Source organism: Ideonella azotifigens, from assembly GCF_006519715.1.
GTDB lineage: Bacteria > Pseudomonadota > Gammaproteobacteria > Burkholderiales > Burkholderiaceae_C > Ideonella > Ideonella azotifigens.
The window spans coordinates 1-3,430 of record NZ_VIDT01000596.1 but is presented as its reverse complement, the minus strand read 5'-3'; the positions used below and the strand labels follow the sequence as shown (position 1 = coordinate 3,430).

The following is a 3,430-nucleotide window of genomic DNA, read 5'->3' as shown; positions in this document are numbered from 1 at the left end:
TGGCGGCGCCCTGACCACCGGCCTGGGCTACGACGCCAACGGCAACCTCACCACCGTCAACCTGCCCAAGGGCACTGGCCAGACCACCGCGCGGACGGCCAACAACGGCTACGACAGCCTGGGCCGGCGCATCAACAGCACCCTGGCCGCACCGGCTGCCGGCGCCTCCGCCCCCGTCATCAAGTTCGGCTACGACGGCCTGGACCAACTCACCAGCGTCACCGACCCGCGCAGCAAGGTCACCACCTACACCGTCAACGGCCTGGGCAACACCAACCCGCAGGTCAGCCCCGACACCGGCACCACCGGCTTCACCTACTTTGCCGACGGCCGCGTTCAGACCCGCACCGACGCGCTGGGCAACGTCGCCACCTACGCCTACGACGACCTGGGCCGGCTCACGGCCATCAGCTATACCAGCGGCATCCCCAGCCAGTTCTACTACGACGGCAGCACCGCCTCGGTGCCCAGCACCACCGCCAACAACAGCACCGGCCAACTCAGCAGCCTGGTCGACGAATCCGGCACCACCGTCTACACCCACGATGGCTTCGGGCGCGTGCTCAGCAAGACCCAGACGGTGGCCACCAGCCCGTCGCGCAGCTTCGTGCTCAGCCAGACCTGGAGCAGCGACGCCGGCAGCAGCCTGGGCAAGCTCAAGTCGCTCACCCTGCCCAGCAAGGCCACTGTCAACTTCACCTACCTGGCCGACGGCCGGCTCAAGGCCATCGCCTTCAACCCCGTCAAGACCGACGGCACCGGCACCGACACCACGCGCAACGTGTCAGTGCTCAACATGCTCAAGTACAACGGCCTGAACGACGTGCAGGGCTGGACCTGGGGTGACAACACCGCCTACAGCCGCACCTACGACAGCAACGGCCGCCTCAAGAGCTACTACCTGGGCAACCCCGCAGGCACTGGCACCACCGCAGGGCTGATCCGCACCCTGAGCTACGACGACGCCGGCCGCATCAGCGGCTACACCCACACCAACAGTGCCGGCACCGCCCAGCCCGCCTACGACCAGACCTTCACCTACGACGGCCTGGACCGACTCAAGCAGCAGCAGCAGTCCAGCAGCACCAACGGCTTCGACTACGACCTGTCGAACAACCGCACGACCCAAACTATCGGCGGGGTCACCTACACCAACACCATCGCCGCGGCCAACAACCGCGTCAGCGTCGAGACCGGCCCCAACGGCACCACCAACTTCACCTACTACGCAACAGGCCAGGTCAAGGCCGACGGCACCAACACCTTCACCTACAGCCCGCGCGGCCGCATGGCCTCGGTCAAGATCGGCACCGACACCGTCAGCTACCTGTACAACGGCCTGGAGCAGCGCGTCGCCAAGACCGGCCCGACCACCCGCGTCGACAGCGGCGCCCGCTACTACGCCTACGACGAGCAAGGCCACCTGATCGGCGAGTACGACGCCAGCGGCAACCCGCTCTACGAAGTCATCTACCTGGGCGACACGCCCGTGGGGCTGATCACCCAGACCCGCACCACCACCAACGGCGTGCTGAGCGTGCAGACCAAGCTCAGCTACATCTACGCCGACCACCTGGACACCCCGCGCGTGGTGACCAGAGCCAGCGACCACGCCATCCAATGGCGCTGGGACCAGGCCGAGGCCTTCGGCAACTCAGCGCCCAACGAGAATCCCAGCGCACTCGGCGCCTTCACGCTGAACCTGCGCTTCCCGGGGCAGACCTTCGACAAGGAGACCGGGCTGTTCTATAACCTCAATCGGGATTACCGGGCAACCTTGGGCAGGTACATCGAGTCAGATCCGATCGGGCTGGCAGGCGGGATCAATACCTATGCGTATGCGAACGTGTCGCCAATTTATATAGGAGATGCTACAGGGTTGCGTGGTGGAGATCATCCCGGCGTGAGTGAGTGCATTGCCCGTGGTAATAATCCGGTTGCCTGCGAACAAAGTGCGCCTAATGTTTCACCGCCAACGCCGCGTCCACCGGTGAAAAAAATCTGGGACCCTTGTGAAGTTGAGCAAGTATTGGGTGGTATGCGCACAGAATCTCTTATAGATATATGGAAAAATCACAGCGGGGCAAAAAAATACGATTTCGCTTATAATGATCAGCGCTTTGATAGGTTTCATACTATTGATGGTCATGACTACAATCCTCATATGTTCGGGAATTATGCAGTAGGTTATGCTGCATATCGCAACAGCGGCCTGTTTGGTGTCGGGCTCGCAATGACAGCAGGCATTGGGTATGATGTCCTTCAACATGGGTGGAATACAGACCTTGATGCTTCTAGTAGGCGTTTCATTCGTCAAGGAGCTACTCGGGCGATGGCCGAAATGAATGGTACTTGGCCGCTATCATCTGATTCTGCATGCGCATGTCGACAGTGAGCTAAATCATGAGCTATATTTCTATATTTTTTGTGTTTCTTGGTATATTTGCAGTCCGTGTGCGGACTAGGCGATATGTTGTGTGTGTCTCGGGATTTCTTTTTGTTTGGGAATTGATCGTTTTCCTAATTGGCCCAGGCGTCATTTCAAGGAATGTCATCGATAGCGATGCCGCAGTTATTGCGGGTAGCTCAGTTTGTCCAGGCATAGGCGCTGCTCAAGATATAGTAATGACGTACGGCACGGTTGGCATGTTGTCTCTAATCGCGTGGCCATTCCTGCTTGCCGCTGCCATGCGTGTTCGGTAACAGTAGAATTGTTTGAATCATAGAGGCACGCCTCAATGGGAAGTTGAGGGGAATCGCGAATTGGGTCGCCCATTTCTTCTAGGTGATTGCGTCTTGGTGCAGGTATTTAGTTGAAATAAAGCGTGGCTGGAGTGCTCCATCGCCGCTGGCATATTTGTCGATTGCAGGGCCTTCGTCGGGGGAGTGCGGGACACGTCCGAGCCCGGCTTAGCAGCGCAAGGACGTCGTTGTTCGTACGACGCTGCCACAATCGAGCACAAATTCTTAACAGCAGGGAGCGCGGAGAGGGAACTGGCCGCGGTGGGTGGTGACGTTGCATCAACTGAGTGTTCGTGCGGTCGATCTGGGCAGGCAAACGCTGGGCCGCTCGGTGGTTTGGTGGTCGCTGTGCGCAAGGGACCGGCGGCTACTCTTGGTGGCGGCGGTCGGCTTGTCGACGGCCGCTGTCGCCAGCCTGGGCGTGTGGCAATGGCAGGCGGAGCGAACCGAGGAACTGGGCTCTCGACTTGCTTTGGTCCAGGCTGAACAACTCAGAGACGCCCAGCGTGCCGCCGCCGATGCCGGGAAGGCGAACTCATTGCCCGCGCCCTGGTGGACGCACCTTTCCCGGACCACCCCTGACGGCGAACCGCTGCACCCCCATGAACTGCTCACAAGCCACGCCGTGTCCGCCGCCGAGCGAGAAGTTCAACTCTCCAAGCTGAGCTTTCGCGCGCAGGCAGCGGTG

The 3,430-nt window shown here is 60.7% G+C and carries 2 protein-coding genes; both read left to right on the top strand.

All coding sequences use genetic code 11. The features are described from left to right. Positions 1 to 2,395 (top strand): RHS repeat-associated core domain-containing protein (locus FKP22_RS24700; protein ID WP_141290308.1); only part of this gene is annotated, 2,395 nt, incomplete at its 5' end. Between the two features lie 615 nt (positions 2,396 to 3,010). After that, the coding region (locus FKP22_RS32675) for a hypothetical protein (RefSeq protein ID WP_170201070.1) at positions 3,011 to 3,430 on the top strand (420 nt) is incomplete at its 3' end.